The following is a 26,943-nucleotide window of genomic DNA, read 5'->3' as shown; positions in this document are numbered from 1 at the left end:
TCATGTCCTGTTTCCGCTGTGTCCTCCCCTCTTCAGCGCGTGACCGCACCGCGCATGGAGAGGACGCAGATGGTCACCGACGACGAGGCGATGGGCCGCGCGATCGCGCTCGCCGCCCGGGGGCTCGGCACCACCAGCCCCAACCCGGTCGTCGGCTGCCTGCTGCTCAGCGCGGACGGCGAGGTCGTCGGCGAGGGCTTCCACGCGTACGTCGGCGGGCCGCACGCCGAGATAGTCGCCCTGGCGCAGGCCGGCGAGCGGGCCCGCGGCGGCACCGCGATAGTCACCCTGGAGCCCTGCAACCACACCGGCCGCACCGGGCCCTGCGCGCAGGCGCTGATCAACGCCGGGATCACCCGGGTGGTCATCGCCGTCGACGACCCGACGCCGGTCGCGGCCGGCGGCGCGGCCACGCTGCGCGGCGCCGGGGTCCACGTCGAGACCGGCGTACGCCGCCAGGAGGCCGAGGACGGCAACGTCGCGTGGCTGACCGCCGTGCGCCGCGGCCGGCCGTACGTGACCTGGAAGTACGCCGCGACGCTCGACGGGCGCTCCGCGGCGGCGGACGGCACCAGCCAGTGGATCACCTCCGCGATCTCCCGCACCGACGTGCACCGGCTGCGCAGCACCGTCGACGCGATCGTCGCCGGCGTCGGCACGGTCATCGCCGACGACCCCCAGCTGACGGTCCGCGACCTGCGCGACGGCAGCCTCGCGATCAAGCAACCCTGGCGGGTCGTCGTCGACTCCTCGGGGCGTACCCCGGCGGGTGCCCGGGTCCGCGACCAGGCCGCGCCGACCTGGATCGCGACGGCGTCCGAGGTCGGCGCCGGCGCGGACGGCCGGGTCGACCTCGCCGCCCTGCTCAACGAGCTTTACCTGCGCGGCGTCCGCGCGGTGCTGCTGGAGGGCGGCCCGACCCTGGCGGGCGGCTTCCTCGCGGGCGGGCTGGTCGACAAGATCGTCGGCTACATCGCGCCCAAGCTGCTCGGCGCGGGCCAGCCGTCGCTGGTCGGCGCGGGCGTCACCACCATCGCCGAGGCGCTGGAACTGGACCTCACCGACATCACGCAGATCGGCCCCGACCTGCGCTTCACCGCATCGCTCCGAAAAAAGGAGAGCTGATGTTCACAGGCATCGTCGAGGAACTCGGTGAGGTCGTCTACCTCACCGACGCGGGCGGCGACTCGGCGGTCATCGCCGTGCGCGGTCCCGTCGTCACGTCCGACGCCCGGCACGGCGACTCGATCTCGGTCAACGGCGTCTGCCTGACCGTCATCGACAACGTCGACGGCGTCTTCACCGCCGACGTGATGGGCGAGAGCCTGCGCCGTTCCTCGCTCGGCGTGCTCCGCGCGGGCAGCCAGGTCAACCTGGAGCGCGCGGCGACCGTCGGCAGCCGGCTCGGCGGGCATCTCGTGCAGGGCCACGTCGACGGGGTCGGCAGGATCGTCGCCCGCGAGCCCGCCGACGAGTGGGAGGTGCTGCGCTTCTCGCTGCCGCCCGAGCTGGCCCGCTACGTGGTGGAGAAGGGCTCGATCACCGTGGACGGCGTCTCGCTGACCGTCATGGAGGTCACCGCCGACACGTTCAGCGTCGGGCTCATCCCGACCACGCTCAAGCTCACCGTCCTGGGCGCCAAGTCCGTCGGCGACCCCGTGAACCTCGAGGTCGACGTGATCGCCAAATATGTCGAGAAGATGCTGGGAGACCGCCATGTTGGCTGACATCGAACGGGCCGTCGCGGACATCGCGGCCGGCCGCGCGGTGATCGTGGTGGACGACGAGGACCGCGAGAACGAGGGTGACCTGATCTTCGCGGCCGAGCACGCCACGCCCGAACTGCTGGCGTTCATGGTCCGCTACACGTCCGGCTACATCTGCGTGCCGATGACCGAGGACGAGGCGGACCGGCTCGACCTGCCGCCGATGTTCCACACCAACCAGGACCGTCGCGGCACCGCGTACGCGGTGACGGTCGACGCCCGCGAGGGCGTCAGCACCGGCATCTCGGCCGCCGACCGGGCGCACACGATCCGGCTGCTGGCCTCGGCCGACACGAGGCCGGACGACCTGTCGCGCCCCGGGCACGTCGTGCCGCTGCGGGCCAAGGCCGGCGGTGTGCTGCGCCGGCCCGGTCACACCGAGGCCGCGATCGACCTGTCGGTGCTCGCCGGCCTGCGCCCGGCCGGCGTGCTGTGCGAGATGGTCAACGACGACGGCACCATGATGCGGATGCCCGACCTGGAGAAGTTCGCCGTCGAGCACGACCTGGCGCTGATCAGCATCGCCGACCTGATCGCGTACCGGCGGCGCCACGAGCGGCAGGTCGAGCGGGTCGTCGAGACCCGGCTGCCGACCGAGCACGGCGACTTCACCGCGGTCGGCTTCCGCGGCGACGTGGACGGGGCCGAGCACGTCGCCCTGGTCTTCGGCGACCTCGGCGACGGCCAGGACGTGCTGGTCCGGGTCCACTCGGAGTGCCTGACCGGCGACGTCTTCGGCTCGGTGCGCTGCGACTGCGGGCCGCAGCTGGACGCGGCCCTCGACCGGGTGGCCGCGGCGGGGCGCGGGGTCGTGCTCTACATGCGCGGGCACGAGGGGCGCGGCATCGGGCTGCTGCACAAGCTGCAGGCGTACCAGCTGCAGGACCGGGGCCTGGACACCGTGGACGCGAACCTGGAGCTCGGCCTGCCCGCCGACGCCCGCGACTTCGGCACCGGCGCGCAGATTCTCTACGAGCTGGGCGTGCGCTCGATGCGGCTGCTCACCAACAACCCGGCGAAGCGGGCCGGGCTGGAGGGCTACGGCCTGACCGTGAGCGGGCGCGAGGCGATGCCGGTGCGCCTGCACCCGGAGAACGTGCGTTACCTGCGGACCAAGCGGGACCGGATGGGCCACCTGTTCGAGGCACTGGGCTGAATCCCCGGCGCCGCGACCGCGGCCGGGCGCAAGATTAGGCAAAAAGGGGGCAACAATGGCCGGTTTCGGTGATCCGCACCTGACCTCCGTCGACGCAGCCGGGCTCAAGCTCGGCATAGTCGGCTCGCGTTGGCACTCCGACCTGGTCGACCACATGGTCGAGCGTGCGCAGGCGGCCGCCAAGGCGTCCGGCGTCGCCGAGGTGATCGTGGCGCGGGTCGTCGGCTCGGTGGAGCTGCCCGTCGTGGCGCAGGCGATGGCCAAGCGCTGCGACGCGGTCGTCGCGCTCGGCGTGGTCATCCGCGGGGAGACGCCGCACTTCGACTACGTCAACGACGCGGTGACGATGGGCCTCACCCGGGTCTCGCTGGACGAGCGGACCCCGGTCGCGCACGGCGTGCTGACCGTGGAGAGCCTGGGCCAGGCGAAGGACCGCGCGGGTCTGGAGGACTCGATCGAGGACAAGGGCTGGCAGTCGACGATCGCCGTGCTCGACGCGGCGATCGCGATCCGCAACCTGGGCGGGTAACTGGCGATCTGGCCCCGTTGGTGCTTACGTGTGACGTCATGGCAACCTTCACGCGGGCGGGCGTCGCCGCGGTTGTCGCCGGCTGCCTTCTCGCGGGCTGTGACGGCGGCGGCGCCGACGGCGGGCCCGTCGTCGTCGCCACGAGCACCGCGGTCAGCACGCCGCGGTCGACGCCGGATCTCGGCGCCGGCGAGGAGATCGCCCGGGGCATCGACGTGCCGTGGGGGCTGGCGTTTCTGCCGGGCGGCGACGCCCTGGTCGCCGAGCGGGACACCGGCCGGGTGCTGCGGCTGACGCCCGGCGGCGGCGCGGCCCGCGAGGTGTACCGGGTGCCGGGCGTCAGGGCACGCGGTGAGGGCGGCCTGCTCGGCCTCGCCGTCTCGCCGGCCTTCGCGGACGACGGCCTGGTCTACGCCTATTTCACCGCGGCCCGGGACAACCACATCGTGCGGTTCCGGCTCGGCGGCGGGCCGCCCGAGGTGGTCTTCGACGGCATCGCCAAGGCCGGGAACCACAATGGCGGGCGGATCGCGTTCGGGCCCGACGGCATGCTCTATGTGGGCACCGGGGACGCCGGCGAGACCTCCCGGTCGCCGGACCCGGCGAGCCCCAACGGCAAGATCCTGCGTCTGACGCCGGACGGCGCGCCGGCGCCGGGCAACCCGGTGGCGGATTCGCCGGTGTACAGCCTGGGCCACCGCAACGTGCAGGGCCTGGCCTGGGACTCCGAGGGTCGGCTCTTCGCCACCGAGTTCGGGCAGAACGAACTCGACGAGGTGAACCTCATCCGGCCCGGTCACGACTACGGCTGGCCCGAGGTCGAGGGGACCGGCGACACCGACGGCGGGCGCTACACCAACCCGCTGCTCACCTGGTCGGTGCGCGACGCCTCGCCGTCCGGGATGGCGATCGCCGGTGACACCGCCTACGTCGCCGCCCTGCGCGGGGAGCGGCTGTGGACCGTTCCGTTGCGCGGTGACACCGTCGGCGCGCCGACGGCGGTGTTCGAGGAGCGCTACGGCCGGCTCCGTACCGTCGAGGTCGCCCCGGACGGCGCGCTCTGGCTGACCACCTCGAACACCGACGGCCGTGGGGACACCCGCGACGGCGACGACCGCATCCTGCGCTTCCCGGCGCGCTGAGCGGTTACAGCCGGCCGGCCTCGATGATCCGGGCCAGGAACTGCCGGGTCCGTGGCTCCGACGGGTCGCCGAGCACCCGGTCCGGCGGGCCCGCCTCCAGCACCCGGCCGCCGTCCAGGAAGACCACCTGGTCGGCGACCTGCCGGGCGAAGCCCATCTCGTGGGTGGCGAGCACCATCGTCATGCCGTCGTCCTTGAGGCCGCGGATCATCGTCAGCACCTCGCCGACGAGTTCCGGGTCGAGCGCCGAGGTGACCTCGTCGAGCAGCAGCAGCCGGGGGCTGTTGACCAGCGCGCGGACGATCGCGACCCGCTGCTGCTGGCCGCCGGAGAGCCGGTCGGGATAGCTGTCCGCCTTGTCGGCCAGCCCGACCCGGCCGAGCCACTCCATGGCCTGCTCCCTGACCTCGGCGGCGGCCCGCCGGTGCACCCGGCCGGGTGCCAGCGTGATGTTGCGCAGCACGGTCATGTGCGGGAAGAGGTTGTACGACTGGAACACCATGCCGATGCGCCGGCGCACCAGGTCCGGGTTGACCCGCGGGTCGGTGATGTCCTCGCCGTCGAGCCGGATCACCCCGTCGTCGATCTCGGTGAGCAGGTTGATGCAGCGCAGCAGCGTCGACTTGCCCGATCCGGAGGCGCCGATCAGCGCGACGACCCGGTGCTCGGCGACCTCGAGCGACAGGTCGTCGAGCACGACGCCGGCGCCGAAGGTCTTGCGGACGTGCTCGCAGGACAGCAGCATCAGGCCCCCGCGGACTGGCGGCGGGCCGCGCGCAGCGTGACCCAGTCGGTGACGGCGATCAGCGGCAGCGCGAGCAGCACGAAGAGCACGCCGGCCACGACGTACGGCGTGAAGTTGGCGTCCTGCGCGACGCCGATCTGCGCGGCGCGCACGGCGTCGATCGGGCCGGCCAGCGATACCAGCCCGACGTCCTTCTGCAGCGCCACCGTGTCGTTGAGCAGCGGTGGCGCCACCCGGCGGATCGCCTGCGGCAGCACCACGTGCCGCATCGTCTGCCGGTAGGTCAGCCCGAGCGAGCGGGCCGCGGCGAGCTGGCTCGGGTGCACCGACTCGATGCCGGCCCGGAAGACCTCGGCCAGGTACGCGCCGTACGTGATGATCAGCGCGGCCCCGCCGAGCACCAGCACCCCCGGGGTGCCCTGCAGCCGCAGGCCGGGCACGCCGAAGGCGGCCAGGTAGATCACGATGATCAGCGGCAGGCCCCGGAACGTGTACGTGTAGCCCGTCGCGAGCGCCCGCACCGGGAAGAAGACCGGGCCGCGCAGGGTACGCAGCGTCGCGATCAGCAGGCCGAGGGCCAGGGCCAGGACCGCACAGACGACCAGCAGCCGGATGTTGAGCCAGAGGCCCTCGAGGATGGCCGGCAGGTAGCGCCGGGCCACCTCGGGGTCGAAGAACGACTGCTTGACCCGGTCCCAGCCGGGCGCGCCGGTGATCGTGACCACCAGCAGCACGCCGACGACGGCGGTGGAGAGGGCCGCGAGCAGCACGGAGCGGATCGTCTGCCGTCGCCGGTAGGCGATCCGCCCGCGCTGGATCTCCGACGGCCGGTACAGCTCGGTGCTCACGACAGTTCGGGAGCACCGTTCGTGCCGGCCAGCCACTGCTTCTCGAGCACCGCGAGGGTGCCGTCCTGGCGCAACTGGTCGACGGCCTGTGAGACGCAGCCGGTCAGCGGCGAGTCGAGGTCGAGGACGAGACCGAACTGCTCCGGTACGCCCACCTGCGGCAACTGCCCGACGATCACGCCGTCGTCGAGCTCGGCGCCGGTCATGTAGAACGCGGTGGGCAGGTCGACCACGATGCCGTCGACCTGGCCGTTCTCCAGGGCCGCCTTGGCGTCGTCGTTGTTGTTGTAGACCAGTGGCTTGGTGTCCGGCTTGATCACATCGGTGATCGCCTGGTAGCTGGTGGTGCCGACCTGCGCGCCGAGCTTGGCCGTCTTGAGATCCGCGAGCGACTTCGCGGAAGCGATCTTCGAGCCCTTGGTCGTGATCACCGTCTGCCGGACCAGGTAGTACGGCGAGGAGAAGTCGACCGCCTTGCGCCGCTCGGGCGTGATCGAGAACTGGTTGATGTCGAAGTCGAACGTCTTCGGGCCCGGTGCGATGGCGTTGCTGAACGTCACCTGGGTCCACACGACGTTCTGCGCCGGGTAGCCGAGCCGCTCGGCGACCTGGTAGGCGACCGCCGACTCGAAGCCCTTGCCGTTGCCGGGCTTGTTGTCGGAGAACCACGGCTCGTACGCCGGGTTGTCGGTGCCGATCGTGAGCTTGCCGGCGGTCCGGGTGTCGAGGGCGCCGGCCGGGCAGGCGGAGCCGGAGGGTGAGGCGGAGGCGCCGGCCGAGGGCTTGCCCTCGTCGGCGGGCGCGCAGCCCGCGAGTGTGGTGAGGAGCACGGCCGCGCCGCCAACAGCGGCGATCGTGTATCTGCTGACCATGCAGGCGAGCCTAGGCCACGTCCCACTCATTGGGGTGGCCCGCCGCCATCCCATGATGAGCTGCCACAATCGTCTCCCGTGAAGACGTTCGAAGAGTTGTTCGCCGAGTTGCAGGCGAAGGCGGTGCAGCGGACCGAGGGTTCGTCCACCGTGGCGGCGCTGGACCGTGGCGTGCACTTCATCGGGAAGAAGGTCGTCGAGGAGGCGGCCGAGTCCTGGATGGCCGCCGAGCACGAGGGGCCGGAGCGCGCCGCCGAGGAGATCTCCCAGCTGCTCTACCAGGCGCAGGTCCTGATGATCGCCACCGGGCTCGAGCTGAAGGACGTATACCGACATCTCTGACGTGCCCTCCGCCTCAATCGAATCCGATCGAAGGAGCACGTCGATGCTGCGCATCGCCATTCCCAACAAAGGCACCCTTTCCGCACCGGCCGCGCAGATGCTGCGCGACGCCGGCTACCGCCAGCGCACCGATCCCAAGGAGCTCGTCTGCCGTGACGAGGCCAACAACGTCGAGTTCTTCTACCTGCGGCCGCGCGACATCGCCACGTACGTCGGCTCGGGTGATCTCGATCTCGGCGTGACCGGCCGGGACCTGCTCGTCGACTCCGGCGTGCCCGCGCGGGAGCTGCTCGACCTGGGCTTCGGCGGGGCCACGTTCCGCTGGGCCGCCCCGGCCGGCTCGCTCGCCTCCGCCACGGAGGTCGGCGGGCGGCGCATCGCCACCGCGTACCCGGGGGTGGTCGAGCGCTACCTCGACGAGCACGACCTCAAGGCCGAGGTGGTGCGCCTCGACGGCGCGGTGGAGAACGCCGTGCGCCTGGGCGTCGCCGACCTGATCGCCGACGTGGTGGAGACCGGCACCACGCTGCGTCAGGCCGGCCTGGTCACCGTCGGTGAGCCGATCATGCGCTCCTCGGCGATCCTGATCGGGCCCGAGCCGGCCGCGGACCCCGGCGCGTCCGCGCAGCTCATGCGGCGCCTGCAGGGCGTGCTGGTGGCCCGCGGCTACGTGATGCTCGCCTACGACGTGCGCGCCGACCTGCTGGAGAGCGCGACCGCGCTGACGCCGGGCATCGAGTCGCCGACGGTGTCGCCGCTGCACCGCGAGGGCTGGGTGGCGGTGCAGGCCATGGTCCGGCGCGACGACGTGCACCAGATCATGGACGAGCTCTACGATCTCGGCGCCCGGGCGATCCTGGTGACGGACATCTCGAACTGCCGGTTGTAGGGGGTGGGACAGTGGTGGACGTGAGTTCTACCGAGGCGACCGTGGTGTTCCGGCCCCGCCGCATCCGCTGGGTGGCCGGCGCGACGGCGGTCGCCGTCGTCGTGCTCTTCACCGTGCTCAGCTTCGGCCTGCACGGGTCGACCGGCGACACGATGGGCCGGTTCCAGCGCGGCGACCAGGGCGCGATGATCGGGCTGGGCGTGCTGATCGGGCTCGGCATCCTCGCCTTCACCCGCCCGCGGGTGATCGCGGACGCGGCGGGCGTGCAGGTCCGCAACGTGATCGGCGGCTACGAGCTGCCCTGGACCGCGGTGCGGGCGGTGCGCTTCGACCGCAACTCGCCGTGGGCGACGCTGGAGATGCTCGACGACGACACGGTCCCGGTCCATGCGCTCCAGGCCGTCGACAAGGAGTACGCGGTCGAGGGCGTTCGCGCACTTCGCGCCCTCCATTCGGCGGCGACGTCCTGAGCTGGTAGACTCCACCGGTAGTCGACCACGCCTGCGCGAATCTCCCTCGGGAGCCTCGGACAGGCGCGAAAGAGGAGCCCGCTGGTTCCCACCCAAGTCGCTTCTTGAGCGGCTGGGTCCGGTCAACCGCCCCGGAGTCATCCGGGTGTGGTGTGCGTCCTCATGGACGCCGATGACCGGTCGAGCGGGCCCTGGCATGCGTGCCGGGGCCTTCTGCTTTCCTGTCGCCCCGCATAAGAGGGCGAGGGGGCCGACCGACATTGGCAGTACTAGATCGTTCTGAGGAGGCCCCATCAGCGTCGAACCACGCGTGAACGAGCAGATCCGGGCGAGGGAAGTCCGCCTTGTCGGCCCTGAGGGTGAGCAGGTGGGCATCGTCCCGCTCGAGCGCGCCCTGCAGCTGGCCGCGGACGTCGACCTGGACCTGGTCGAGGTAGCGCCGATGGCGCGCCCGCCGGTGTGCAAGCTCATGGACTTCGGCAAGTTCAAGTACGAGAGTGCACTCAAGGCGCGCGAAGCCCGGCGCAACCAGCAACAGACCGTCATCAAGGAAATGAAGCTTCGGCCGAAGATCGACCCGCACGACTACGAGACCAAGAAGGGTCACGTTGTCCGGTTCCTCAAGGCGGGCGACAAGGTCAAGGTGACGATCATGTTCCGCGGTCGTGAGCAGAGCCGCCCCGAGCTGGGTTTCCGGCTCCTGCGCAGGCTCAGCGAAGAGATCTCGGAGCTGGGTTTCGTCGAGGCGAGTCCGAAGCAGGACGGCCGAAACATGATCATGGTGTTGGCACCGCACCGCGCCACCAAGGCCGCCGCCGCGGCCGTCATCGCCGCCAACGCGCGTCCGCCGCGCGAGCCGCGCGAGGGTGACGTCGTCGAGGCACCCCCGGCCGCCGCGCCGGTCGACAGCACCGCCGCCACTGCAGAGTAAGTAATTAAGGAAGAGGCGTTCTAAGTGCCGAAGATGAAGAGCCACACCGGCATGGGCAAGCGGGTGAAGGTCACCGGCAAGGGCAAGATCGTCCGGGAGCTGGCCGGTAAGCGCCACCTGCTGGAGGGCAAGTCCTCCCACGTCACGCGCCGGATGACCGGTACGGTCACGGTGGCCAAGGCCGACACCAAGCGAGTCAAGAAGATGCTGGGCCGCTGACGCGCGCGCCACACACGTTCCCCTGTTAGGAGTACCGAAATGGCACGCGTCAAGCGGGCAGTGAACGCCCAGAAGAAGCGCCGTACGCTGCTGGAGACCGCCAGCGGTTACCGCGGGCAGCGCTCGCGCCTGTACCGCAAGGCCAAGGAGCAGGTGCTGCACTCGATGCAGTACGCGTACCGTGACCGCCGTGACCGCAAGGGCGACTTCCGCCAGCTGTGGATCACGCGCATCAACGCGGGCGCGCGGGCCAACGGCCTGACCTACAACCGCCTGATCCAAGGCCTGAAGCTGGCCGGCGTCGAGGTGGACCGCAAGATCCTGGCCGACATGGCCGTCAACGACGCCGCCTCGTTCGCGGCGATCGTCGAGATCGCGCGGGCCGCCGTCGCGGCCGAGGGCACCGGCGGCGCCGCCGCGCAGGCTGCCTGAGCAACTCGTCGTCGGGGCGCCTTCCGGATTTCCGGAAGGCGCCCCGATGCTGTTCCCTCCCGGAGGAAACGTGACCTTCTCGCCCCGTACCCCGAGGGTCGTCGCCGCCCGGCGCCTGCAGCGCCGCCGCGACCGCGACCAGACCGGCCGCTTCCTGGCGGAGGGCCCGCAGGCCGTGCGGTCCGCCCTGGCCGCGGGGGTCGTCCTCGAGCTCTTCGGTACGGACGCGGCGCTGTCGCGGCACGCCGACCTGGCGGCGCAGGCGCCCGTGGTGTCCCCGGTCGACGAGCCGGGCCTCGCGGCGCTGGCCGAGACGGTCCAGCCGCAGGGCCTGGTCGCGGTCTGCGAGCAGATCGACGTGCCGCTGGCCGAGGCGCTGTCCAAGGGGCCGCGCCTGGTCGCGGTGGCCGCCGAGATCCGCGACCCCGGCAACGCCGGCACCATCCTGCGTACCGCCGACGCGGCCGGGGCGGGCGCGGTGATCTTCGCCGGCGACGCCGTCGACCCCTATAACGGCAAGTGCGTCCGGGCTTCGGCGGGCAGCCTCTTCCACCTGGACGTGGTCCGGACCCCGTTGGCGGTGGTCGACCAGCTGCGCGACTTCGGCCTGCAGGTCCTGGCCACCACCGGCACCGGCGACGCCGGCCTCGACGACCTGCTCGACGACGGCTCGCTGGCCCGCCCGACCGCCTGGCTCTTCGGCTCCGAGGCGCACGGCCTGCCCGCCGAGCTGCTCAGCGCCGCCGACCAGCGGGTCCGGGTGCCGATCTACGGCGGCGCCGAGAGCCTGAACCTGGCCGCCGCCGCGGCGGTCTGCCTGTACGCCTCGGCCCGCGCCCAGCGCTAGGGCTACCGCCCGGCGGTCCGGGAGATCTGCTCCAGGGTCCGGATGCCGGTGGCCATCGTGTGGGTTTCGCCGGCGGTCTGGGTGACCGTCCGGGTGACCTCGGCCACGGCGGCGGTCTGTTCCTCGATCGCGGCGGCGAGCGTGCTGTGGTGCGCCGACAGGGCGGTCATGCTTCCGGCGATCTCCGTGACCTGGGTGACCGCGACGTCGACCTGGGCGCGCACGTCGGTCAGGGTTCGGTTGATGGAGTCGGCGTTCGCGCCGGACTGGCGGGCCAGCTCCTTGACCTCGTTGGCCACGATCGCGAATCCCTTGCCACTCTCCCCGGCGCGGGCCGACTCGATCGTGGCGTTGAGCGCCAGCAGGTTCGTCTGCTCGGCGATGGACTGGATGATGTCGCTGGCGGCCATGATCTGCTCGCTCGACGCGGCCAGCGCCTTGATCACCGTGGCGGCGTCGTCGGCCTGCCGCACCACCGAGACCGTGACCTGCTCGGTGGACTGTGCCGTGCGCGAGAGGTCCTGGAGCGCGGAGGACATCTGCTCGGTCGCGGTGGCCGCGACGGTCGTGTTCTGGCTCACCTCGGCGGCCGACTGGGCCAGCACGGCCGCCTGCTCGGCGACCTGCTGCTGCAGGCGGGTCTGCTCGGCCACCCGCGCGGCGGCCAGCTCGGCCCGGTGCGCCTCGGCCTGCTGCTGCTCGGTCAGCGTACGCACCTGCAGCTCGCTGACCTCAGCCTGAGCCCGGGCGACCTGGGCGGCACTGTCGTCGAGCAGTCCGCGCAGCCAGTGCGTCGCGGCGCCCATCCCGGTCAGCACCAACCAGATCGCCACCGATCGCCAGACCGCGACCGAGGGTGGGGCCAGTTGCCACTGCGCCGCCAGGGTCAGCGCGCCCATGAGGGCGGACAGCGCCACCAGATCACGCCGCCCGAGGGCGAACCCGGCCCAGACCAGGCCGATGGCCGAGGACAGCAGGCCCATGTAGTAGGTGGCGGGAACGGTGACGGATCCGATACCGATCAGCACCACGCCGAGGTAGGCCATGGTCCGCAACGCCAGGGGTGGTACCCGGTCCCAGTTCACCCGCCAGGTGGCCGCCGCGATCGCACAGGCCGCCAGCGCCCGGATCAGCTGGAGACCCTGGTGCCCGTCGACATTGGACAGCGCGATCACCAGTCCGGCCAGGCCGGCGGGCAGGTACAGGCGGGGCAGCAACTTGCCGGAGATGGACCGGTCTTCCAGCGGACTACGTCGTCCCGGAGTGATGGCTTTGGCGCGAATCATGCCCTGCCCATCGACCGCACGCCGCTCAGCACTGAGGCACGCACCGGCGGTGTCCCACATTTTGGACCGCATGCCATCCGCGGGCCTGGCACCAATGAGGTTGCCGGCCGCGATATGCTGAGCCCATGCGCCGAGTGCTTCCGATGTTTATCCGGCCCGCTGGTCGCGGGCGCCGGGTCTGACACTCCTGCGCGAACTTTCCTGACCGGCGGGCGGCGGCCCAGCCGCGCCTCCGTACACTGCCCGATGGCTCATCCGGTGTGAGGGAGTTCGCCCGATCATGTCCTACCGCAACGATCCGTACGATCCGAAGCAGGCCGCCCTGCTCGCCCCCGAGGCACTCGAGGCCGCCGTCGCCGAGGCCGGGCAGGCCTTCGCCGGCGCGCCGGACCTCGACGCGCTCGGCGCGCTGAAGTCCGTTCACCTCGGCGACCGGTCACCGGTGTCGCTGGCCCGGCGCGAGATCGGTTCGCTGCCGCCGCACGCGAAGTCGGAGGCCGGCAAGCGCGTCAACGTGGCCCGGCAGTCCGTGCAGGGCGCGTACGACGCCCGGCTGGCCGAGCTGGAGCTCGAGCGCGCCGCCCGCGTCCTGGTCGAGGAGCGTGTCGACGTCTCGCTGCCCTGGGACCGGGCGCCGCGCGGCGCCCGGCACCCGCTGACGACGCTGATGGAGCACATGGGCGACCTGTTCGTCGGCATGGGCTACGACGTCGTGGAGAGCCCCGAGCTGGAGCTCGACTGGGTCAACTTCGACGCGCTCAACATCGGCCCCGACCACCCGGCCCGCGGGCTCATCGACACGTTCTACGTAGACCTGCCCGGCCTGGTGATGCGCACGCACACCTCGCCCGGCCAGGTGCGCACGATGCTGACCCGGCAGCCGCCGATCCGGGTGGTGTGCCCGGGCCGCGTCTACCGCACCGACGACCTGGACGCCACGCACAGCCCGGTGTTCCACCAGATCGAGGGCCTCGTCGTCGACGAGGGCATCACGATGGCGCACCTCAAGGGCACCCTCGACCACTTCGCCAGGGCGATGTTCGGCCCGGACGCCCGCACCCGGTGGCGCCCCAACCACTTCCCGTTCACCGAGCCGTCGGCCGAGTTCGACGTGTGGTTCGCGCAGCACCGCGACGGGCCGCGCTGGGTCGAGTGGGGCGGCTGCGGCATGGTCAACCCGCGGGTGCTCACGGCCTGCGGCGTCGACCCGGAGCGTTACTCGGGGTTCGCCTTCGGGATGGGCGTCGAGCGCACGCTGATGTTCCGCAACGGCGTAAGCGACATGCGCGACATGGTGGAGGGTGACGTCCGGTTCACCCGCAACTTCGGGATGGCGGTCTGATCATGAAGCTGTCTCTGTCCTGGATCCGCGAGTACGTGGACCTGCCGGCGGTGCTCTCCGCCGACGAGCTCGAGCGCAAGCTGGTCGACATCGGCATCGAGGTCGAGTCGATCGTCGACCAGGCCGCCACGGTCAAGGGCGACCTGGTCGTCGGCCGGGTGCTGGAGATCGAGGAGCTGACCGGTTTCAAGAAGCCGATCCGCTTCACCCGGGTGGACGTCGGCGCCGCCGCGCCGCAGGAGATCGTCTGCGGCGCGAGCAACTTCGCGGTCGGCGACCTGGTCGTGGTGATCCTGCCCGGCGGCGAGCTGCCCGGCGGGTTCAAGATCGGTGCGCGTAAGACCTACGGGCGCAACTCCAACGGCATGATCTGCTCGGCCGCGGAGCTCGGCCTGTCCGGCGACCACTCCGGCATCATCGTGCTGCCGCCGGACTCGGCGGCGACGGGCGCCGACGCCCGCCCGATCGTCGGGCTCGACGACGTGATCCTCGACCTGGAGATCACCCCCGACCGCGGGTACGAGATGAGCGTCCGCGGCGTGGCCCGCGAGCTGTCGCACGCCTACGAGTCGGCGTACACGGATCCGGGCGTGCGCGACGTGCCCGGCGCGACCCCCGAGCCGCCGCACCAGCTGCGGATCGACGACACGATCGGCTGCGACCGCTTCGCGGCGCGCGTGGTGCGGGGCATCGACCCGTCCGCGGCGTCGCCGGAGTGGATGCAGCGCCGGCTGATCACCGCCGGGATCCGCACGATCTCGCTGGCCGTCGACATCACCAACTACGTGATGCTCGAGCTCGGCCAGCCGATGCACGTCTTCGACCTCAACCTGGTGCGCGGCGGGCTGGTCGTACGCCGGGCCCGTACGGGGGAGAAGCTGACCACCCTGGACGGTGTCGCGCGGGTGCTCGACGCCGAGGACATGGTGATCTGCGACGACTCCGGGCCGATCTGCCTCGCCGCGGTCATGGGCGGCGAGACCACCGAGTTCCAGCCGGACACCGTGGACGTGCTGCTGGAGGCCGCGCACTGGGACCCGGTGATGGTGGGCCGCACGGCCCGCCGGCACAAGCTGTTCAGCGAGGCGGCGAAGCGCTGGGAGCGCGGCGTCGACCCGCAGCTGCCGCTGGTCGCCCTGCAGCGCGCCGTCGAGCTGCTCACCGCGCACGCCGGCGGCACCGTCGACGAGCGGGTGCTCGACCAGGACCACGTCGTCGCGCCCACCCCGGTGCTGCTCGACACCACGCTGCCGGCCCGGCGCATCGGCGTCGGCTACACGGTCGAGCAGGTGACCACGCTGCTCGGCCTGATCGGCTGTTCGGTGCGCGGCGTCGAGCCGCTCGAGGTGACCCCGCCGACCTGGCGCCCGGACCTGGTCGCCCCGATCGACCTGGTCGAGGAGGTGGCCCGGCTCGGCGGCTTCGACGTGATCCCGAGCGTCCTGCCGCCGACCCGCGGCGGCGGCGTCCTGACGCCGACGCAGCGCCGCCGGCGGATGGTCGGCCGGGCGATGGCCGAGAACGGCTACGTCGAGGTGCTGTCGTACCCGTTCATCGCGACGGGCGCGGCCGACGTGCTCGGGCTCGCCGCGGACGACCCGCGGCGCAGCGCGGTGCGGCTGACCAACCCGATCTCCGAGCAGGAGCCGCTGCTGCGCACGTCGCTGCTCGTCCCGCTGCTCGGCACGCTCAAGCGCAACCTGGGCCGCGGCGAGCGCGACCTGGCGCTGTACGAGACCGGCACGGTCTTCCTGCCGCACCTGACGGCGGTCGCGCCGCCGGTGCTCGGCGTGGACCACGGCCCGTCCGAGGAGGACTGGTCGGCGGCGAACGCGATCGTCCCCGAGCAGCCGTGGCACCTCGCCGCGGTACTGACCGGCGACGCGGCGCCGGCCGGCTGGTGGGGCGCGGGCCGCCCGGCGACCTGGTCGGACGCGATCGAGGCGGCGCGCATCGCGCTGTCGGCGGCCGGCCTGACCGCCGACCGGATCACGGTACGGGCGGCGGAGCACCCGCCGTGGCACCCGGGCCGGTGCGCGGCGATCGCGGTCGACGACACGGTCGTCGGGTACGCGGGCGAGCTGCACCCGAGCGTGGTCGCGGCGCTGGAGCTGCCGAGGCGCACCTGCGCGATGGAGCTCGACCTGGACGCGATCCCGGCGGCGCCGGTGACCCAGGCGATCCGGATCTCCACGTTCCCGGCGGCGCTGATCGACGTGGCGCTGGTGGTCGACGCGGCGGTGCCGGCGGCCGAGGTCGAGGCGGCGCTGGTCGCGGGCGCGGGCGAGCTGCTGGAATCGGTGCGGCTCTTCGACGTCTACGCCTCGGAGCAGCTCGGCGCGGGGCTGAAGAGCCTGGCGTACAAGCTGACGTTCCGCGCGCCGGACCGGACGCTGACGGTCGAGGAGGCCGTCGCGGCCCGGGACGCGGCGGTGGCGCTGGCGTCGTCGCGGGTGGGAGCCACGCTCCGCGGCGCCTGATCCACTCGAAGGCGGCCGGGTCCCTCAGCCGGGACCCGGCCGCTTTCCTATCGGCGGGCGCGGATGATCGCGGCGTGCATGCTCTCGGCGTACGCGCTGGTGAACTCGACGCTGACGTCGGTGAAGCCGGCCGTGGCGAGGCCGTCGAGGTATTCGGCCCGGGACAGTGCGCCGGCGATGCAGGACGACCAGTCGCCGACGACGCCGCGCTGCTCGGGGGTGAGGTGGTCCTCGGCGACCACGTCGGAGATCCCGATCCGCCCGCCGGGGCGCAGCACCCGGTGCATCTCGGCGAAGACCGACGCCTTGTCGGCGGACAGGTTGATCACGCAGTTGGAGATGATCACGTCGACGGAGCCGTCGGGTAGCGGGATCTCCTCGATGTGGCCCTTGTGGAACTCGACGTTGGTGGCGCCGGCCTCGGCGGCGTTGCGGCGCGCCAGCTCCAGCATCTCGTCGGTCATGTCCAGGCCGTGCGCCCGGCCGGTCGGCCCCACCCGGCGCGCGGACAGCAGCACGTCGATGCCGCCGCCGGAGCCCAGGTCGAGGACCGTCTCGCCGGGATTGAGGTCGGCGACCCGCAGCGGGTTTCCGCAGCCCAGGCTGGCCCGCAGCGCCGCCTCGGGCAGTTCGCCGCGCTCTTGGGCGCCGTAGAGCTCCTCGTTGCCGCACTCGGCGCCCTCGGCGGCGCGGGTGGCGGCGTCGGCGTAGCGGGCGCGGACCTGCTCCCGGATCGACGCGCCGTCGCCGTCGCCGCCGCCGCCGGTGGCGGTGGCGGTGGCGGTGCCGCAGCAGGTCGCGCCGGCGGCGACGGCCTCGGCCTTGGCCGCGCTCGCGCAGCAGGCCCCCTCGGCTTATGTCGATGATCGCCTCGGCGCCGGGCGGGGAGATCTGCGTCTGCGACCTGACCCCCGCGTTCGAGGTGTCCGGCTCGACCATCTCGCACCATCTCAAGACCCTGCGCGAGGCCGGCCTGGTCGACGCCGAGCGCCGCGCGAGCTGGGTCTACTACCGGCCCCGGCCGGAGCTCATGCGCCGGCTCGCCACGCTGCTCACCGTTCCCTGAGGCCAGTTGCGGGCGCTCGTGCCGGCCATGCTCGACCTCATCTCGCGCGAACCGGCGGCGTGGAGCGTCACGCGGTTGACCCGCGAGCTGTCGGCCGACCCCGATCTGTCGGCGGAGATCGCCAAGGTTCCCGCCGAGTGGATCGCGTTCATCGCCGATCTGGTCCGGCGTGGTCAGGCCGACGGTGGCCTGCGCGCCGGCCTGGAGCCCGAGCTGGTCGCTTCCGTGCTGGTAGGGGCCTTCGACGGGTTGAAGGACCTGACCGACGTACTGGAGCCCGGTGGTGACGTGGCGGCGTTCGCCGACCGGGTGCGGACCCTGCTCGCCATCGTGGAGCTCGCACTGTTCACCCCGGCCTGACCGCTCGAACCTCACTCCAGGAGTAGCCCATGGAACTCAACGGACAGACCGCCCTGATCACCGGGGCCTCGAGCGGCATCGGCGCCGAGTACGCGCGGCAGTTCGCGGCCCGTGGCGCCGACCTCGTGCTGGTCGCCCGCAGCGAGGACGCGATGCAGCGGCTGGCCGGCGAACTGCGCGGCGCACACGGCCGCCGGGTCGAAGTCCTATCCGTCGACCTCGCCGAACCCGGCGCCGCCGACCTGGTGGCCGAGCGGGTGGCCGCGCTCGGGATCGACATCGACCTGCTGGTCAACAACGCGGGCTTCGGGATGCACGGCGACTTCATCGGCGCCGACGCCGGCCGGATCACCGCGCAGATCCAGCTCAACTGCGTCGCGCTGGTCGACCTGACGCGGCGATTCCTGCCCGGCATGGCGGCCCGGGGGCGGGGCGCGATCGTCAATGTCGCGAGCACGGCCGCGTTCCAGCCGCTGCCGCACATGGCGGTCTACGGTGCGACGAAAGCCTTCGTGCTGTCGTTCAGCGAGGCGTTGTATGCCGAGGCCAGGCCCGCCGGGGTCAAGGTTCTGGCGATCTGCCCGGGCGCGACGCGGACACCGTTCTTCGACGTGGCCGGGGAGGACGCGGCGGTCGGCCGGAAGCGCACCCCGCAACAGGTGGTGGCGACGACCCTGTCGGCCCTGCGGCGAAGCCGGCCGAGCCGGGTCGACGGCCTGGCCAACGCGCTGGTCGCGGTGGTGACCAGATGGGCGCCGCGGCGCGTGGTGATCGCGCTGGCCGGTCGTCTGACCGCACCGAGCGTCAACGCGGTGGGGTGAGACCGGAACGGCTGAGCTCAGCTCGACGGGCGGGGTGCTGCCACCGGGCTGCGGTGGCCGGTGCGATCCAGTGCCCGTACCCCGAAGAAGACGTTGTCCTTCGACAGGTCGATCGTCACCGTGGTCACGTTCCCCACCGCCAGCACGTTGGTCCAGTCGGGTGCGGTCGTCTCGCGCCAGAGCACCTCGTAGCCCGCCAGGTCCGCCGCCGTCGACGCCGTCCAGCGCAGCGTGGTCGCGTTGGTCAGCTGGGTCGTGTCGATCACCACGCCCTTCGGCGTGCCCGGCGCCTGCGCCAGCGACCACAGCACCGCCCCGTTCACCCGGGCCACCCGGGCGATGTAGGCGAAGTCGCAGAACTCGACCAGGTCGCCGTACTGGATGCCGTTCTCGACGCGGACGTCCTGGTGCTCGTGCGCGAAGTTCTCGCGCGGCTCGGTGAAGCGGGCCGCCGGGTAGCCGCGGAGCAGGAACGAGATGTGGTCGCTGCCGCGCAGGTAGCGGTCGCGCCGCCAGACGACGCGGATCTTCATCCCGGTCTGCGGGTTCTCCGCGACGTCCTTCGCGAAGCGGCCCAGCTGCCGCGACGCGCCGTCGTTCTCGCCTCCGACGGACCTGCGGACGTTGGCCTCCGCGGCGGTCTCGGCGGTGGGCACGCCCTCGACGAACAGCCGCACCGTCCGCGAGTCGGGTGCCGTGCCGTCGTGCGCGTCGCCGGTGCCGACGATGTCGTTGCTGAACATGGCCTGCACGTCGGCGCCCGCGTCCCGGAAGCTCTGCGCCAGATGGTCGGAGCCGTAGAGGCCCTGCTCCTCGCCCGCGACGGCGGCGAAGACGATGGTCGCCTCGGTGTGCCGGGTGGCCATCACCCGGGCCAGCTCCATGATCACCGCGACGCCGGACGCGTCGTCGTCGGCGCCGGGCGCGTCGCTGGTGGCGTCCATGACGTCGGTGACCCGCGAGTCGTAGTGGCCGGTCACCACGTACACCCGGTCGGGTTCGGCGTCACCGCGCAGGGTGGCGACGACGTTGGTGATCCGGGTCGGCACGGGTACGCGCGGCGACACCGGCTGGATGAAGGACTGCAGCTCGACGGTCATCCGGCCGCCCGAGGCGGCGGCGTACGCGCTGAGCCGCTCGAAGATCCAGTCCCGCGCCGCGCCGATGCCCCGGGCGGGATCGTCCTGGGTGGACAGGGTGTGCCGGGTGCCGAAGGCGGCGAGCCGGGCCACGGTGGCGCCGATCCGGTGCGGATCGATCTCGCGGAGCATCGCCTTGAGGTCGGCGCCGGGCGTCTGTCCGCGGGGGCCGCGGCCGGCGGCCTGTGCGCGGCCGCCGCCGAGCATCGGGGTCGCGGCGGCGGCCGCCGAGACCGACAGGAACGCGCGTCGCGAGGACGTGGGCCTTTCGCGCTGGTCCGTCATGCCACGATGCTTCTCCAACCGTGGGCACATGTCCATGCCCATCGATGTCGAATCTCGGCGGTCAGCCCCCGTTGACCGGACGGAACGGCGCCGGCTTCATAACCCTCGGCGACTCCCGCGAAGGTGCCGGCAGGTTGTCCATCATGGTCCGGCCGATCTTCGCGTGCGCCTGCACCGCCGGGTGGGTCGCGCCGTAGTTCTCCGGCTCGTCGAGGCCCTCGGCGAACATCGCGTACGTCAGCACCGGCGCGCCCTGCGTGTCGAACATGATGCCGGCCTCGTGCCGCGACTCGCCGAGGGTGTTGAAGTCGGCGCCGTACTTCGTCGCGACCCGCTGGCGCTCGCCCGACGACATCACCCGCCGCACGCCGTCGTGGTAGCCGTTGAGCCAGCGGGTGATGCTCAGCAGGAAGTCGCAGGAGGCTTCCGCGAGCAGCGTCCGGTTGCCGAGCCGCCAGAGCAGGTCGTGCATCTCGCGCGGGGTGGTGGTGCCGAGGAAGAACCGGTTCGGGTTGGCGACCGGCTCGACCCGGGTGTGCACGAAGCCCTTGGCCGCGAGGATCTCGTTGATCTCCAGGGCCGGCACGACGCGGCCGCACATGCGCACTGCGGTGTTGTCGGAGACCAGCAGCATCGCGGTGAGGAAGTTGGCGACCGTGATGTCGTCGCCCCAGACCCGGTGCAGGTGGTAGATCCCCGAGCCGCCGAGGATGATGCTCGCCGGCAGGTCGAGCTTGGTGCCCAGGGTCAGCTCGCCCCGGTCGATCTTGTCCATGACCGCGGTGGCCACGGCCAGCTTCTGCACGCTGTAGCCCTGGGTGACGTGGTCGGCGTCGTCCTCGACGATCGGCCGGAGCGCGCCGGCCGGGTCGACGGCGGCGATGTGCGTGTGCCACACGCCGCCGGCCTTGACCTTCTCCCGGCCGTAGACCTTCCTGATGCGCGCCGGGCCGGAGCCGGACGCCTCGGCGGGCGAGCTCATGCTGACGATCGCGGCCGCGGCCGCACCCAGGCCGAGCGCCGCGCGACGGGACACATTGGATGACATCGTTCTCCCCCAGTGGACGGTCGAGTGGAAGGTACAACACGCCCGCTCATGATCGGAGATAGCGCAGCACGGCCAGGACGCGCCGGTGGTCGGTGCGCGCCTGCGGCAGGTCCAGCTTGGTGAAGATGGCCGTGACGTGCTTCTCGACGCTGCGCTCGACCACGTGCAGCGCGTCCGCGATGGCCACGTTCGAGCGCCCCTCGGCGAGCAGGCCGAGGATCTCCCGCTCCCGCCCGGTGAGCCGGGCCAGGCCGGCGTCGACGGCCGGCGCGGCGAGCAGCTGCCGGACCACCTCCGGGTCCAGGGCCGTCCCGCCGGCGGCGACCCGCCCCAGCGCGCCGACGAACTCGTCCGTGCTCACGATCCGGTCCTTGAGCAGGTAACCGACGCCGCCGACGTGCTCGGAGAGCAGCTGCCGCGCGTAGCTGGTCTCGACCCACTGCGAGAAGACCAGGACACCGACCTTCGGGTACGCGGACCGGATGGTCAGCGCCGCCCGCAGCCCCTCGTCGGTGTGCGTGGGCGGCATCCGCACGTCGACCACGGCGGCATCCGGCGGATCCTCGGCGACCGCGGCGAGCAGCGCGCCGGCGTCGGCGACCGCGGCGGACACCTCGATGCCGTGCTCGCCGAGCAGCAGCGCGATGCCGTCGCGCAGCAGGGCGTTGTCCTCGGCGATCACCACACGCATCTCAGGCCTCCACGGGCAGGGTCATGGTCACGGTGGTCGGGCCGCCCGGCGGCGAGTCGACGGTCAGGGTGCCGTCCAGCGCGGACGCCCGGCGCGCGAGGCCCGCGAGCCCCGTACCGGTGGAGTCGATCCTCGCACCGCCGCGCCCGTCGTCGGTGACCGTGAGCAGCAGCCGGGTCTGGTCCGTGCGCAGGTCGATGCGGACCCGGCTCGCCCGCCCGTGCCGCGCGACGTTGGTGAGCAGCTCGGCGACCGCGAAGTACAGCGCGGAGGCGGTCGCGTCCGGCGGCCGCGCGGCCAGCGCGACGGTGACCTCGGCCGGGACGGCGCTGCGGCCCGCGAGGGTGGCCAGCGCCACCTCGAGGCCGTCGTCGAGCGCGGGCGGGTGCATGCCGCGGACGATGTCGCGCAGCTCGGCGAGCGCCTCGGTGACCGTGCCCCGGGCGTCGGTGGCCAACGCGCGCACGGCCTCCTCGGTGCTGCGGTGCTCGATCCGCGACAGCGCGACGCCGAGGGTGACCAGCCGGGCCTGGGTGCCGTCGTGCAGGTCGCGCTCGATGCGGCGCAGCAGCGCCGCCGCGTCGGCCTGCAGGGCGGCCCGGCCGGCCTCCAGCTCGGCGATGCGCCGCTGTGACCGGCTGGGGTGCAGCAGCGTCCGGACCAGGACGCCGTCGGTCCAGACGACCAGCCGCAGCCACCACGGCACGGCGAGCAGGAGCAGCGCGCCCGCCGGTGCGACCAGCCAGGTGCCCGCCCAGGTGTCGGCGTCGAACGCGCCGAGACCGGTCGGCGTCACGAACCACCACAGCGGATACGTGAGCGCCGAGCCCCCGGCGATCAGGCCGAGCGCCGCCGGGTACACGCCGACGAGCGTGAGCGGCCAGCGGGCGAGGCAGTAGCCGAGCGACCGCCAGGCCGCCGGGTCCCGCAGCAGCGCCAGCGAACGCTGCCAGAGCGTGCCGGCCGGCAGCGGCGGCGGGTCGTCCCACCGCCGGCCGAGGAACCAGTGGGCGTGGCCGCGGAACCAGCGCGGGATGTGCCGGGCCAGGGCCAGCACCCCGACCAGGATCGGCAGGCCGAGGGGCACCGTCGAGGACAACACCGCGACGATGCTGAGCAACCCGAGCACGAACGGGGGCGCCGCGACCAGCACCCCGGTGATCAGGTAGCCGAACTCGCGCCAGGTGCGCGCCGTCAGCCAGGCCCGCAGGATGATCACCCGGCCACCGCCGGCGTTGTACCCCGTCACAGCCCGAGCCTCGCAGAAGAGCGCCGCCGCGGTCAGCCCGGCAGGCCCGCCGGGCTCTGGTGCGGGAAACCGAACCTCAGCCGTTCGCGAGCGCGGCGCCGACGCCGGGCTCGAGCGGGCCGAGGAAGACCGGGTCGCGGCCCGAGACCACGTCGAACAGGGCCTTGACCACCGCGCCGCGCTCGCGGACGACGCACTTGCGCCACGGCGCGGTGTAGATGCGCACGGTGTCGTCGCCGACGCCGCTGGCGTCGACACCGAGGCGCCGGCACAGTGCCACCGCCCGGTCGATGTGGTAGCTCTGCGTCACCACGATCGCCGAGTCGACCCCGAAGACCTCCTTGGCCCGGGCGCACGAGTCGTAGGTGTCGAAACCGGCGTGGTCCAGCACCACCCGGTGGCTCGGCACGCCGCGATCGATCAGCCACCGGAACATCGCGCCGGGCTCGTTGTAGCCCCAGTCCATGTGGTCGCCGGAGACGAGGATCGCCTGGACCTTGCCCGCGGCCAGCAGCTGCCGGGCGATCTCGAGCCGGGCGGCGAGGAACGGCGACGGGCTGCCGTCGGGGTAGACCTCGGAGCCGAGCACGAGCGCGACCGGTGCGGCCGGGACGTCCGCGACGCCGTACACGTGGCCGGAGGCCTCCGCGCGCACCCAGAGGTCGCCGGTCGCCATGGCGAGCACCGCCGCGGCGACGCCGAGTGCGCCCGCCATGACGGCACGTCGGAGCCACGTTCTGAACCTGAGCATGTGGGTAACCCTGTCAGGCCGCGTCAACCCGCCAGGTGTGCTCGGGCTCGTAACCCAGGACCCGGCGGGCCTTGTCGATCGACAGCAGCGTCTCGTGCTCCCCGAGCTCCCTGGTCACCGGTACGCCGGGGAAGACCTCGGCCGCCAGCGACGCACTGGAGCGGCTCATCACCGTGTCGGCGTTGGCGATCACGAAGACGTCCATGCCGCGCGCCTCGTGCGCCAGCGCCCGGCGGACGGCCTGTGCGCCGTCGCGCGCGTCGATGTAGCCCCACAGGTTCCAGCTGCGGGCCCGCGGATCCGCGTCGAACGACGGGAACTCGGCGTAGTCCTGCGGGTCCATGACGTTGGAGAACCGCAGGCCGATCATCTTGAGCTCGGGGTCCCACCGGCAGAACTGCGCGGCCATCTGCTCCTCGAGGTGCTTGACCAGCGAGTACGTCGACTCCGGCCGGGCGGCGTACGCCTCGTCGACCGGGATGTACGGCGGCGGCGCGGCGAACGGCAGGCCGAGCACGGTCTCGCTGGACGCCCACACCACGTTGGTGATCCCGGCCAGCCGCGCCGCCGAGAAGACGTTGTAGGTGGCGGTGATGTTGTGGTGGAACGTCGCCGCGTTCGGGATGAGCCCGGGCGCGGGGATCGCGGCCAGGTGCACGACGGCGTCGATCCGGTCGTACCGGTCGTCGATGCGGGTGAGCGCCTCGACGGTCTGCCCGTAGTCGGTCAGGTCGATGCGCAGCGCCGGCCGCGGCGCGGCGACGTCCAGGTTGACCACCTCGTCGCCGTGCGCGACCAGGTCTGCGACCACGGCGCGCCCCAGCTTGCCGCTTCCGCCGGTGACCGCGATCCGGGCCATGCCGATCCTCCTCCGCCGAGCCTGCTGAGCAGTATGCCCCGCGTCAGCCGATCCGGAAGCGGGCGCGGATCAGGCTCTCCGGTCGCGAGTCCGGGCCGACCAGCAGGTCGAAGTCGCCGGGCTCCACGACCCGGCGGGCGTCGGCGGTGACCAGGGAGCAGTCGGCGGCCGGCACCTCGATCTGCACTGTCACGCTCTCCCCGGGCGCCACCAGCACCTGCCGGTACGCCTTCAGCTCCCGGTCCGCCCAGGTGACGCTGGTGACCAGGTCGCTGACGTACGCCTGCACGGTCTCCAGCGCCGGCCGGGTGCCGGTGTTGGTCAGCCGCACGCTCGCCCGCACGACGCCCGCCGCGCTGACCTCGGGTTCGGCGATGCGCAGGTCCGCGTACTCGATGGTGGTGTAGCTCAGGCCCTGGCCGAACGCGAAGAGCGGGTCCTGGGTGAGGTCGGCGTAGCGGGTGCCGTGCTGGCCGCGTACCTGGTTGTAGTAGACCGGCTGCTGGCCGACGTGCCGGGCGGCGGAGATCGGCAGCCGGCCGGTCGGCTCGATGAGGCCGAGCAGCAGCTCGGCCAGGGCCCGGCCGCCGCGCATGCCCGGGTTGAACGCCTGCACGATCGCGGCGGCGCCCAGCGCGGACGGCGGCAGCGCGGCCGGCTTGGAGTTCAGCAGCACCAGCACCACCGGGGTGCCGGTGCCGGCGAGCGCGTCGAGCAACGCGATCTGGCCGCCCTGCAGGTCCAGCGTGGCGGTGGACTTGCTCTCGCCGGTCAGCGCGACGGTGTCGCCGACGACCACGACCGCGTAGTCGGCGGCCCGGGCGACCGCGACGGCCTCGGCGATCAGCGCCGGGTCGGCGGTGGCCGGCTCGGAGATCGGCGGCCGGGGCTGCCCGTCGGGGTAGGCGGCGCCGGCGGGGTCGGGCACCAGGCGCTCGATCTCGGCGCCGAGCGCGGTGGTGATGTTCCAGCCGGCCGGCGCGACGGCCCGGAAGCCGTCCAGCACGGTCTCGATCAGCTCGCGGGGCTGGCCGTCGGGCATCCAGTCGACCTGGCCGGACGCGCCGGCCCAGTCGCCGAGCTGGGACTGCGGTGCGTCGGCGTTCGGGCCGATGACCGCGATGGTCCGGGCCGCGCCCGCGCCGGTCGCCCGGCCGTCGTCGCCCGGCGTCAGGCCGCCGGCCAGCGGCAGCGTGCCGTCGTTGGTCAGCAGCACCAGCGAGCGGCGGGCCACCTCGAGGTTGAGCGCGGCGTGGTCGGGGTGGCCGATGACGGCGGCCTGCCGGGCGGCGTCGGGCGCCCGCGGGTTCTCGAAGAGCCCGAGCTCGAACTTGAGCCGCAGGATCCGCCGGACCGCGGCGTCGATCTCCTCCTCGGCGATCAGGCCCCGCTCGACGGCGGTCTGCGCGCCCTCGAAGAAGCCCGGGGTGGTCATCACCAGGTCGTTGCCCGCGCGCACCGCCCGCGCCGCGGCGTCGACCAGGTCGGCGCAGACCTGCTGCTCCCAGACCATCCGGCCGACGTTGTCCCAGTCGGTGACCAGGGTGCCGGTGAAGCCCCACTCCTGCTTGAGGACGTCGTGCAGCAGCCACCGGTTCAGGGTGATCGGCACGCCGTCCATCGACTGGTAGCCGAGCATGAACGTGCGGCAGCCCTCGCGGGCGACCCGCTCGAACGGCGGCAGGAACCAGGACCGCAGCTTGCGCCGGCTCAGGTCGGCCTCGCTGGCGTCGCGCCCGCCCTGGGTCTCGGAGTAGCCGGCGAAGTGCTTGGCCGACGCCAGGATCGCGGTCGGGTCGTCGAGGCCGCGGCCCTGGTAGCCGCGGACCATCGCGGCGCCGAGCTCGCCGATCAGGAACGGGTCCTCGCCGAAGGTCTCGTCCAGGCGGCCCCAGCGCAGGTCGCGCGCGATGCACAGGACGGGGGAGAAGGTCCAGTGGATGCCGGTCGCGGAGACCTCGACGGCGGTGACCCGGGCGACCCGCTCGACCAGCTCCGCGTCCCAGCTCGCGGCCATCGCGAGCTGGGTGGGGAAGACGGTGGCGCCGGGCCAGAAGCCGTGCCCGTGTATGCAGTCCTCGGCGGTGATCAGCGGGATGCCGAGCCGGGTGCCGGCGGCCAGGTCGACGGCCTCGAGCATGCGCTTCGGCGAGGCGTGCAGGATCGAGCCCGCAAGCCGGGTGCTGACCGAGTCCTTGAGATCCTGCCGCGCGTCGAGCTGGAGCATCTGGCCGACCTTCTCGGCCAGGTTCATCCGGCCCAGTAGATCGTCGACGCGCTGCTCAACGGACAGGCTGGGATCACGGTACGGGTCGTCAGCGGCCACGAGTCTCCTCCGGATCGACCGCGCGACACACGGTCCTCGAGCGCAACACATC

The 26,943-nt window shown here is 72.5% G+C and carries 28 protein-coding genes and 1 pseudogene; 17 read left to right on the top strand and 12 right to left on the bottom strand.

Annotation, left to right across the window (positions count from 1 at the left end; genetic code table 11):
- The first annotated feature begins 69 nt into the window (after positions 1-69).
- Genes ribD through ACIBSW_RS39045 form a run of 5 tightly spaced genes read left to right on the top strand, consistent with a single transcriptional unit; the run spans position 70 to position 4,593 of the window.
- Positions 70-1,125, top strand: a complete 1,056-nt coding sequence (ribD, locus tag ACIBSW_RS39065) for a bifunctional diaminohydroxyphosphoribosylaminopyrimidine deaminase/5-amino-6-(5-phosphoribosylamino)uracil reductase RibD (protein ID WP_354725907.1) — start codon at positions 70-72, stop codon at positions 1,123-1,125.
- The gene (locus ACIBSW_RS39060) at positions 1,125-1,727 is read left to right on the top strand and encodes a riboflavin synthase (RefSeq protein ID WP_354725899.1); all 603 of its coding nucleotides are present in this window, start codon (positions 1,125-1,127) and stop codon (positions 1,725-1,727) included. Before ribD ends, ACIBSW_RS39060 begins: the two co-directional genes overlap by 1 nt.
- Positions 1,717-2,922 (top strand): bifunctional 3,4-dihydroxy-2-butanone-4-phosphate synthase/GTP cyclohydrolase II, encoded by a 1,206-nt coding sequence (locus ACIBSW_RS39055; RefSeq protein WP_354725897.1) that lies wholly within the window; start codon positions 1,717-1,719, stop codon positions 2,920-2,922. Before ACIBSW_RS39060 ends, ACIBSW_RS39055 begins: the two co-directional genes overlap by 11 nt.
- A gap of 55 nt (positions 2,923-2,977) precedes the next feature.
- Positions 2,978-3,451, top strand: coding sequence for a 6,7-dimethyl-8-ribityllumazine synthase (ribH, locus tag ACIBSW_RS39050; RefSeq protein WP_354725895.1), 474 nt, complete (start codon positions 2,978-2,980; stop codon positions 3,449-3,451).
- 38 nt (positions 3,452-3,489) lie between these two features.
- Complete coding sequence (locus ACIBSW_RS39045) at positions 3,490-4,593, top strand: PQQ-dependent sugar dehydrogenase (protein WP_354725893.1); 1,104 nt, start codon at positions 3,490-3,492, stop codon at positions 4,591-4,593.
- 4 nt (positions 4,594-4,597) lie between these two features.
- On the opposite strand, the gene ACIBSW_RS39040 is transcribed toward ACIBSW_RS39045, so the two are convergent.
- From ACIBSW_RS39040 to ACIBSW_RS39030, 3 genes are read right to left on the bottom strand one after another with little or no spacing between them, the layout of a single operon-like run.
- Positions 4,598-5,338 carry an amino acid ABC transporter ATP-binding protein gene (locus ACIBSW_RS39040; RefSeq protein ID WP_354725891.1) on the bottom strand — a complete coding sequence of 247 codons (741 nt, stop codon included), beginning with the start codon at positions 5,336-5,338 and terminating at the stop codon, positions 4,598-4,600.
- Positions 5,338-6,186, bottom strand: coding sequence for an amino acid ABC transporter permease (locus tag ACIBSW_RS39035; protein ID WP_354725889.1), 849 nt, complete (start codon positions 6,184-6,186; stop codon positions 5,338-5,340). Before ACIBSW_RS39035 ends, ACIBSW_RS39040 begins: the two co-directional genes overlap by 1 nt.
- Positions 6,183-7,058 carry an ABC transporter substrate-binding protein gene (locus tag ACIBSW_RS39030; RefSeq protein WP_354725887.1) on the bottom strand — a complete coding sequence of 292 codons (876 nt, stop codon included), beginning with the start codon at positions 7,056-7,058 and terminating at the stop codon, positions 6,183-6,185. Before ACIBSW_RS39030 ends, ACIBSW_RS39035 begins: the two co-directional genes overlap by 4 nt.
- Before the next feature lie 78 nt (positions 7,059-7,136).
- On the opposite strand from ACIBSW_RS39030, the gene ACIBSW_RS39025 reads away from it, so the two are divergent.
- The 7 genes from ACIBSW_RS39025 (at position 7,137) to ACIBSW_RS38995 (ending at position 11,188) form a co-directional block, all read left to right on the top strand.
- Complete coding sequence (locus tag ACIBSW_RS39025; RefSeq protein WP_184991619.1) at positions 7,137-7,400, top strand: phosphoribosyl-ATP diphosphatase; 264 nt, start codon at positions 7,137-7,139, stop codon at positions 7,398-7,400.
- Between the two features lie 43 nt (positions 7,401-7,443).
- Positions 7,444-8,289, top strand: a complete 846-nt coding sequence (gene hisG, locus ACIBSW_RS39020) for an ATP phosphoribosyltransferase (RefSeq protein ID WP_354725884.1) — start codon at positions 7,444-7,446, stop codon at positions 8,287-8,289.
- An 11-nt stretch (positions 8,290-8,300) separates the two neighbouring features.
- Positions 8,301-8,759: a PH domain-containing protein gene (locus ACIBSW_RS39015; RefSeq protein WP_404799601.1), complete on the top strand. Its 459-nt coding sequence runs from the start codon at positions 8,301-8,303 to the stop codon at positions 8,757-8,759.
- 310 nt (positions 8,760-9,069) lie between these two features.
- Positions 9,070-9,690, top strand: a complete 621-nt coding sequence (infC, locus tag ACIBSW_RS39010; RefSeq protein WP_354725880.1) for a translation initiation factor IF-3 — start codon at positions 9,070-9,072, stop codon at positions 9,688-9,690.
- 24 nt (positions 9,691-9,714) lie between these two features.
- The gene (rpmI, locus tag ACIBSW_RS39005) at positions 9,715-9,909 is read left to right on the top strand and encodes a 50S ribosomal protein L35 (protein WP_125806262.1); all 195 of its coding nucleotides are present in this window, start codon (positions 9,715-9,717) and stop codon (positions 9,907-9,909) included.
- 39 nt (positions 9,910-9,948) lie between these two features.
- Positions 9,949-10,341, top strand: coding sequence for a 50S ribosomal protein L20 (rplT, locus tag ACIBSW_RS39000; protein WP_184991627.1), 393 nt, complete (start codon positions 9,949-9,951; stop codon positions 10,339-10,341).
- Positions 10,342-10,387: 46 nt separating this feature from the next.
- On the top strand, positions 10,388-11,188 hold the full coding sequence (locus ACIBSW_RS38995) for an RNA methyltransferase (protein WP_354725877.1): 801 nt from the start codon (positions 10,388-10,390) through the stop codon (positions 11,186-11,188).
- Positions 11,189-11,190: 2 nt separating this feature from the next.
- Here ACIBSW_RS38995 and ACIBSW_RS38990 read toward each other — a convergent pair whose 3' ends face one another.
- Positions 11,191-12,474, bottom strand: coding sequence for a methyl-accepting chemotaxis protein (locus tag ACIBSW_RS38990; RefSeq protein WP_354725875.1), 1,284 nt, complete (start codon positions 12,472-12,474; stop codon positions 11,191-11,193).
- 280 nt (positions 12,475-12,754) lie between these two features.
- Here ACIBSW_RS38990 and pheS point away from each other — a divergent pair, with 280 nt between their 5' ends.
- Both pheS and pheT read left to right on the top strand, forming a co-directional pair.
- Positions 12,755-13,816: a phenylalanine--tRNA ligase subunit alpha gene (gene pheS / locus ACIBSW_RS38985; protein ID WP_354725873.1), complete on the top strand. Its 1,062-nt coding sequence runs from the start codon at positions 12,755-12,757 to the stop codon at positions 13,814-13,816.
- Positions 13,817-13,818: 2 nt separating this feature from the next.
- Entirely contained in the window at positions 13,819-16,296 is a 2,478-nt protein-coding gene (pheT, locus tag ACIBSW_RS38980; protein ID WP_354725871.1) for a phenylalanine--tRNA ligase subunit beta, read from the top strand.
- 47 nt (positions 16,297-16,343) lie between these two features.
- Here pheT and arsM read toward each other — a convergent pair whose 3' ends face one another.
- Positions 16,344-17,030 (bottom strand): arsenite methyltransferase, encoded by a 687-nt coding sequence (gene arsM, locus ACIBSW_RS38975; RefSeq protein ID WP_354725905.1) that lies wholly within the window; start codon positions 17,028-17,030, stop codon positions 16,344-16,346.
- Here arsM and ACIBSW_RS38970 point away from each other — a divergent pair.
- The 3 genes and pseudogenes from ACIBSW_RS38970 to ACIBSW_RS38960 all read left to right on the top strand — a co-directional run bounded on the left by ACIBSW_RS38970 (position 17,029) and on the right by ACIBSW_RS38960 (position 18,543).
- Positions 17,029-17,362: pseudogene (locus ACIBSW_RS38970) on the top strand (ArsR/SmtB family transcription factor). The gene arsM and the pseudogene ACIBSW_RS38970 sit on opposite strands and share 2 nt — an antisense overlap.
- A 6-nt stretch (positions 17,363-17,368) precedes the next feature.
- On the top strand, positions 17,369-17,722 hold the full coding sequence (locus ACIBSW_RS38965) for a TetR/AcrR family transcriptional regulator C-terminal ligand-binding domain-containing protein (RefSeq protein WP_354725869.1): 354 nt from the start codon (positions 17,369-17,371) through the stop codon (positions 17,720-17,722).
- A gap of 29 nt (positions 17,723-17,751) precedes the next feature.
- On the top strand, positions 17,752-18,543 hold the full coding sequence (locus ACIBSW_RS38960) for an SDR family oxidoreductase (RefSeq protein WP_354725868.1): 792 nt from the start codon (positions 17,752-17,754) through the stop codon (positions 18,541-18,543).
- 17 nt (positions 18,544-18,560) lie between these two features.
- Here ACIBSW_RS38960 and ACIBSW_RS38955 read toward each other — a convergent pair whose 3' ends face one another.
- The 7 genes from ACIBSW_RS38955 to ACIBSW_RS38925 form a co-directional block, all read right to left on the bottom strand.
- Positions 18,561-19,967, bottom strand: coding sequence for a M28 family metallopeptidase (locus tag ACIBSW_RS38955; RefSeq protein WP_354725866.1), 1,407 nt, complete (start codon positions 19,965-19,967; stop codon positions 18,561-18,563).
- 61 nt (positions 19,968-20,028) lie between these two features.
- Entirely contained in the window at positions 20,029-21,015 is a 987-nt protein-coding gene (locus ACIBSW_RS38950) for a serine hydrolase (RefSeq protein WP_354725864.1), read from the bottom strand.
- Positions 21,016-21,061: 46 nt separating this feature from the next.
- Complete coding sequence (locus tag ACIBSW_RS38945) at positions 21,062-21,706, bottom strand: response regulator transcription factor (protein WP_354725862.1); 645 nt, start codon at positions 21,704-21,706, stop codon at positions 21,062-21,064.
- Position 21,707: 1 nt separating this feature from the next.
- Positions 21,708-22,955: a sensor domain-containing protein gene (locus tag ACIBSW_RS38940; RefSeq protein ID WP_354725860.1), complete on the bottom strand. Its 1,248-nt coding sequence runs from the start codon at positions 22,953-22,955 to the stop codon at positions 21,708-21,710.
- Positions 22,956-23,031: 76 nt separating this feature from the next.
- Entirely contained in the window at positions 23,032-23,670 is a 639-nt protein-coding gene (locus tag ACIBSW_RS38935) for an ElyC/SanA/YdcF family protein (RefSeq protein WP_354725859.1), read from the bottom strand.
- Positions 23,671-23,719: 49 nt separating this feature from the next.
- Complete coding sequence (locus ACIBSW_RS38930; protein WP_354725857.1) at positions 23,720-24,565, bottom strand: NAD(P)-dependent oxidoreductase; 846 nt, start codon at positions 24,563-24,565, stop codon at positions 23,720-23,722.
- Between the two features lie 43 nt (positions 24,566-24,608).
- The gene (locus ACIBSW_RS38925; protein ID WP_354725855.1) at positions 24,609-26,891 is read right to left on the bottom strand and encodes a glycoside hydrolase family 3 N-terminal domain-containing protein; all 2,283 of its coding nucleotides are present in this window, start codon (positions 26,889-26,891) and stop codon (positions 24,609-24,611) included.
- Positions 26,892-26,943: the final 52 nt, after the last annotated feature.

The sequence above is a fragment of the Actinoplanes sp. NPDC049668 genome, from assembly GCF_044465445.1.
GTDB lineage: Bacteria > Actinomycetota > Actinomycetes > Mycobacteriales > Micromonosporaceae > Actinoplanes.
This window is presented reverse-complemented; position numbering and strand designations above follow the sequence as displayed.

What these genes read in the sequence shown, in the direction of transcription:
- ribD (WP_354725907.1), top strand. Translation starts at nt 70, where the DNA reads ATGGTCACCGACGACGAGGCGATGGGCCGCGCGATCGCGCTCGCCGCC.
- ACIBSW_RS39060 (WP_354725899.1), top strand. Translation starts at nt 1,125, where the DNA reads ATGTTCACAGGCATCGTCGAGGAACTCGGTGAGGTCGTCTACCTCACC.
- ACIBSW_RS39055 (WP_354725897.1), top strand. Translation starts at nt 1,717, where the DNA reads ATGTTGGCTGACATCGAACGGGCCGTCGCGGACATCGCGGCCGGCCGC.
- ribH (WP_354725895.1), top strand. Translation starts at nt 2,978, where the DNA reads ATGGCCGGTTTCGGTGATCCGCACCTGACCTCCGTCGACGCAGCCGGG.
- ACIBSW_RS39045 (WP_354725893.1), top strand. Translation starts at nt 3,490, where the DNA reads ATGGCAACCTTCACGCGGGCGGGCGTCGCCGCGGTTGTCGCCGGCTGC.
- ACIBSW_RS39040 (WP_354725891.1), bottom strand. Translation starts at nt 5,338, where the DNA reads ATGCTGCTGTCCTGCGAGCACGTCCGCAAGACCTTCGGCGCCGGCGTC.
- ACIBSW_RS39030 (WP_354725887.1), bottom strand. Translation starts at nt 7,058, where the DNA reads ATGGTCAGCAGATACACGATCGCCGCTGTTGGCGGCGCGGCCGTGCTC.
- hisG (WP_354725884.1), top strand. Translation starts at nt 7,444, where the DNA reads ATGCTGCGCATCGCCATTCCCAACAAAGGCACCCTTTCCGCACCGGCC.
- rplT (WP_184991627.1), top strand. Translation starts at nt 9,949, where the DNA reads ATGGCACGCGTCAAGCGGGCAGTGAACGCCCAGAAGAAGCGCCGTACG.
- ACIBSW_RS38995 (WP_354725877.1), top strand. Translation starts at nt 10,388, where the DNA reads ATGCTGTTCCCTCCCGGAGGAAACGTGACCTTCTCGCCCCGTACCCCG.
- ACIBSW_RS38990 (WP_354725875.1), bottom strand. Translation starts at nt 12,474, where the DNA reads ATGATTCGCGCCAAAGCCATCACTCCGGGACGACGTAGTCCGCTGGAA.
- pheS (WP_354725873.1), top strand. Translation starts at nt 12,755, where the DNA reads ATGTCCTACCGCAACGATCCGTACGATCCGAAGCAGGCCGCCCTGCTC.
- pheT (WP_354725871.1), top strand. Translation starts at nt 13,819, where the DNA reads ATGAAGCTGTCTCTGTCCTGGATCCGCGAGTACGTGGACCTGCCGGCG.
- ACIBSW_RS38960 (WP_354725868.1), top strand. Translation starts at nt 17,752, where the DNA reads ATGGAACTCAACGGACAGACCGCCCTGATCACCGGGGCCTCGAGCGGC.
- ACIBSW_RS38955 (WP_354725866.1), bottom strand. Translation starts at nt 19,967, where the DNA reads ATGACGGACCAGCGCGAAAGGCCCACGTCCTCGCGACGCGCGTTCCTG.
- ACIBSW_RS38950 (WP_354725864.1), bottom strand. Translation starts at nt 21,015, where the DNA reads ATGTCATCCAATGTGTCCCGTCGCGCGGCGCTCGGCCTGGGTGCGGCC.
- ACIBSW_RS38945 (WP_354725862.1), bottom strand. Translation starts at nt 21,706, where the DNA reads ATGCGTGTGGTGATCGCCGAGGACAACGCCCTGCTGCGCGACGGCATC.
- ACIBSW_RS38935 (WP_354725859.1), bottom strand. Translation starts at nt 23,670, where the DNA reads ATGGCGGGCGCACTCGGCGTCGCCGCGGCGGTGCTCGCCATGGCGACC.
- ACIBSW_RS38930 (WP_354725857.1), bottom strand. Translation starts at nt 24,565, where the DNA reads ATGGCCCGGATCGCGGTCACCGGCGGAAGCGGCAAGCTGGGGCGCGCC.